Source organism: Mycobacterium sp. SP-6446 (genome assembly GCF_001954045.1).
Classification (GTDB): Bacteria; Actinomycetota; Actinomycetes; order Mycobacteriales; family Mycobacteriaceae; genus Mycobacterium.
On sequence record NZ_MBEM01000056.1, the window covers coordinates 1 to 4,228 of the forward strand.

Annotated in this window: 1 protein-coding gene; it reads left to right on the plus strand. The window is 70.6% G+C overall.

What is annotated here, in order from left to right:
- On the plus strand, nucleotides 1-4,228 hold a 4,228-nt coding region (locus A5736_RS04175; RefSeq protein WP_139333126.1), incomplete at both ends, for a non-ribosomal peptide synthetase.

Sequence of the window (4,228 nt, forward strand, 5' to 3'; positions counted from 1 at the left end):
CACCCCCACCGAGGACATCGTCGCCGGCATCTACGGCCAGGTCCTTGGCCTGGAGCGGGTCGGGGTCGACGAGTCGTTCTTCGAGCTCGGCGGGGACTCGTTATCCGCGATGCGCGTGGTCGCGGCGATCAATGCCGCGCTGGACGCCGGACTTTCGGTGCGCGCCTTGTTCGAGGCACCCACGGTGGCCGAATTGGCGCCCCGCGTCGGTGCGGCGGGCGCGGCCGGGCTGGAACCGTTGGTCGCCGGCGACCGGCCGGCGGTGATCCCACTGTCGTTCGCCCAGAACCGGTTGTGGTTCCTCGACCAGCTACAGGGGCCGTCGCCGGCCTACAACATGGCGGTGGCCCTGCGGCTGTGCGGGCCCCTCGACGCCTACGCCTTGGGTGCGGCCGTCGCCGACGTGATCGGCCGCCACGAGAGCCTGCGGACATTGTTTGCCGCATCCGGGGGGATACCGCGGCAGCGGGTGATGCCCGCCGAGCGGGCGGACTTCGGCTGGCAGGTCGTGGACGCGACCGGTTGGCCGGCGGCCCGGCTGGAAGAGGTCATCGGTGCCGCGGTCCGTCACACGTTTGATCTCGCGACGGAAATCCCTTTGCGGGCAAGGCTTTTCCGGGTATCAGACGACGAACACGTGCTGGTGGCCGTGGTGCACCACATCGCCTCCGACGGGTGGTCGGTGAACCTGCTGGTCCGTGATCTGGGTGTGGCATACGCCAGCCGCTGCGCCGGACAAGCTCCCGACTGGGCGCCGTTGCCCGTGCAATACGTCGACTACACGCTGTGGCAGCGCAGCCAGCTCGGCGAACTCGACGACCGGCACAGCCGCATCGCCGACCAGCTCGCCTACTGGGAAGACGCCCTGGCCGGCATGCCCGAGCAGTTGCAGCTCCCCACCGACCGCCCCTACCCGCCGGCCGCCGATCAGCGCGGCGCCACGGTCCCCGTGGACTGGCCCGCCGAGCTACAGCAGCAAGTCGCCCGGGTGGCCCGCGAGCACAATGCGACAAGCTTCATGGTCGTCCAGGCGGCCCTCGCGGTGCTGCTGTCCAAGCTCAGCGCCAGCAGCGACGTCGCCATCGGGTTTCCGATCGCCGGGCGCCCCGATCCCGCGCTGACCGAGCTGGTCGGTTTCTTCGTCAACACCCTGGTGCTGCGCGTCGACCTGGCCGGGGACCCCACCGTCCCCGAGCTGCTCGACCGGGTGCGGGGACGCAGCCTGGCCGCCTACGAACACCAGGACGTGCCCTTCGAGGTGCTGATCGAGCGGCTCAACCCCGCGCGGAACATGGCCCGCCATCCGCTCGTCCAGGTGGCGCTGGCCTGGCAGAACAACGAGCCCGCCGAGCTGAATCTGGGCGACCTGCGCGTCACCCGGATGCCTGTGGATGCCCACACCGCCCGCATGGACCTGGTGTTCGGCTTGACCGAACGCTGGACCGAGGCCGGCGAGCCCGCCGGGATCGGCGGGGAAGTGGAGTTTCGCACCGACGTGTTCGACGCGGCCAGCATCGAGGCGTTGATCGAGCGGCTGCGCGCGGTGGTGGCGGCGCTGACCGCCGACCCCACGCGGCGGGTGTCGTCGGTGGATGTGCTCGGCGCCGGCGAGCTGGCCCGGCTCGACGAGTGGGGCAATCGCGCGACGCTGACCCGCCCCCTGCCCGCGGCGGTCTCGATTCCGGCATTGTTCGCCAACCATGTGGCGCGCACACCCGACGCGGTCGCGATCAGCGGTGGGCAGCGGCCGTGGACCTATCGCGAGTTGGACGAGGCATCAAACCGGTTGGCGCACTTGCTTTCCGGCCACGGCGCGGGCCCCGGACAATGCGTGGCTTTGCTGATGCCGCGGTCCGAGCAGGCGGTCGTGGGGATTGTGGCCGTGCTGAAGACGGGGGCGGCCTACGTGCCGATCGACCCGGTGGTGCCGGACGCCCGGGTGCAGTTCGTGCTCGGCGACGCCGCGCCCGTCGCCGCGATCACCACCGCCGAGCTGGCCGGCCGGCTGGACGGGCTTGGCGTTCCGGTGGTCGACGCTGACGACCCGCGCATCCAGACGTATCCAGCCACGTCGTTGCCGACACCGTCGCCGGCGGACTTCGCCTACCTGATCTACACCTCGGGCACCACCGGCGTGCCCAAGGGCGTGGCGGTCACCCACGGCAATGTCACGAGGCTGCTGGAGCCGTTGGATTCCGGCCTACCCGCGTCGGGGGTATGGCCGCTGTGTCACTCCCTGGCCTTCGACGTATCGGTGTGGGAGATCTTCGGTGCGCTGCTGCGCGGCGGCCGAGTGGTGGTGGTGCCCGAAGAGGTGACCGCCTCACCAAAAGACTTCCACGACATGCTGATTGTTGAGCGGGTCAGCGTTTTGACCCAAACCCCGTCGGCCGTTGCGGCGTTGTCACCCGAGGGGCTCGACTCGGTGGCGTTGGTGATGGCCGGCGAGGCGTGCCCTCCCGAGGTGGTGGATCGCTGGGCGCCGGGGCGAGTGATGATCAACGCCTACGGACCCACCGAGACGACGATGTGCGTGGCAATCAGCGCCCCGCTCACCGCGGGTTCGGGTGGGCCGCCCATCGGGTCGCCGGTCGACGGGGCGGCGTTGTTCGTCCTCGACGGCTGGTTGCGGCCGGTGCCCGCGGGGGTGGTCGGGGAGCTTTACGTGGCCGGCACCGGTGTGGCCACCGGGTATGTCGGCCGGCCCGGGTTGACGGCGACGCGGTTTGTGGCCTGCGCCTTCGGGGGGCCGGGAACACGCATGTATCGCACCGGGGACCTGGCGTATTGGCGAGCCGATGGCCAACTGCAATACCTCGGCCGCGCCGACGAGCAGGTCAAGATCCGCGGCTATCGCATCGAACTCGGCGAAGTCCAAACCGCGCTGGCCAACCTGGACGGGGTAGAGCAGGCGGCGGTGCTCGCCCGCGAGGACCGCCCCGGCGACAAGCGCCTGGTGGGTTATGTCACCGGCAGCGCCGATCCGGCCGCGACGCGCGCCACGCTGGCCGAGCGGCTTCCGGCCTACCTGGTGCCCGCCGCCGTCGTCGTACTGGATGCCCTGCCGCTGACGTCCAACGGCAAGCTGGACACCCGTGCCCTGCCGGCACCTGACTACCAGGATGGCGAGCACTTCCACGCCCCGACCGGGCCCATCGAGGAGATCCTCGCCGGCATCTACGCCCAAGTGCTCGGGCTCGACCGGGTCGGGGTCGACGACTCGTTCTTCGACCTGGGTGGGGATTCGCTGTCGGCGATGCGGTTGATCGCCGCGATCAACACCGCCCTGGATGCCGGCCTCGCGGTGCGCAGCGTGTTCGACGCGCCCACGGTCGCCGAGCTGGCGCCGCGGATCGGCGCCGAGGAGGGTGGGCTGGAGCCGTTGGTGGCCGGCCCGCGGCCCGCGGTGGTGCCGTTGTCGTTCGCCCAGTCCCGGTTGTGGTTCCTGGACCAGTTGCTGGGTCCGTCGCCGATCTACAACATCGCGGTGGCGCTGCAGCTGCGCGGCCAACTCGACGCCGACGCGTTGGGCGCGGCGCTGGGCGATGTGGTCGGCCGCCACGAAAGCCTGCGCACATTGTTCCCGGCGCCCGAGGGGATCCCGCAGCAGCTGGTGATCCCGGCCGATCGGGCCGACTACGGGTGGCAGGTCGTCGACGCGAGCGCGTGGTCGCAAGACCGGCTGGCCAAGGCCATCGAGGAGTCCGCCCGTTACACGTTCGATCTGACGGGCGAAATACCTTTGCGGGCAAGGCTTTTCGTCATCAGCCCGGCCGAACACGTGCTGGTGGCCACGATGCACCACATCGCCGCCGACGGCGTGTCGCTCATGCCCCTGGTGAGCGATCTGGGGGTGGCCTACTCCGCCCGCTGCGCGGCGCAAGCCCCCGGCTGGCCCGATTTGGCGGTGCAGTATGTCGACTACACGCTGTGGCAGCGCACCCAGCTCGGTGAGCTGAGCGACCCGGACAGCCGCATCGCCGCGCAGCTGGAATTCTGGCAGGAAGCCCTCGCCGGCATGCCCGAACGCCTGGCGCTGCCCACCGACCGGCCCTACCCACCGGTGGCCGACTACCGCGGTGCGAACGTCGCCGTGGACTGGCCCGCCGAGCTGCAACAGCGGGTCGCCCGGCTGGCCCGCGAGCACAGCGCGACCAGCTTCATGGTGATGCAGGCCGCCCTGGCCGTGTTGCTGTCCAAACTCAGCGCCAGCCCCGATGTGGCGGTG